Here is a 239-nt window from a genome sequence, read left to right as displayed (position 1 = left end):
TCTATAAAACAGAGATATATTGAGGTGGCAGACCTTATTATACAGCCTGATGTTATTTCAGACGAAAAAAGATATTCTTCTTTGATCAAAGAATATAGCGATTTGGGGAAAATTGTAAAAGTTTACGATGAATATAAAGGAGCGTTGGATGCGGTTGAAGAGGCGGACGAACTTATTGCCGACGGCTCAGAGGAAGATTTCGTGGGCCGGGCGACGGTCGCTGGGGGCGCAGGGCTGGG

General features: G+C 45.2%; 1 protein-coding gene. It reads left to right on the top strand.

Features of this window, described 5'->3' with window-relative positions; all coding sequences use genetic code 11:
* Nucleotides 1-239: PCRF domain-containing protein (locus tag B0E34_RS01120; protein WP_123956494.1), on the top strand; the 239-nt coding region annotated here is incomplete at both ends.

The organism is Chryseobacterium mucoviscidosis (genome assembly GCF_002177115.1).
GTDB lineage: Bacteria > Bacteroidota > Bacteroidia > Flavobacteriales > Weeksellaceae > Chryseobacterium > Chryseobacterium mucoviscidosis.
This window is presented reverse-complemented; position numbering and strand designations above follow the sequence as displayed.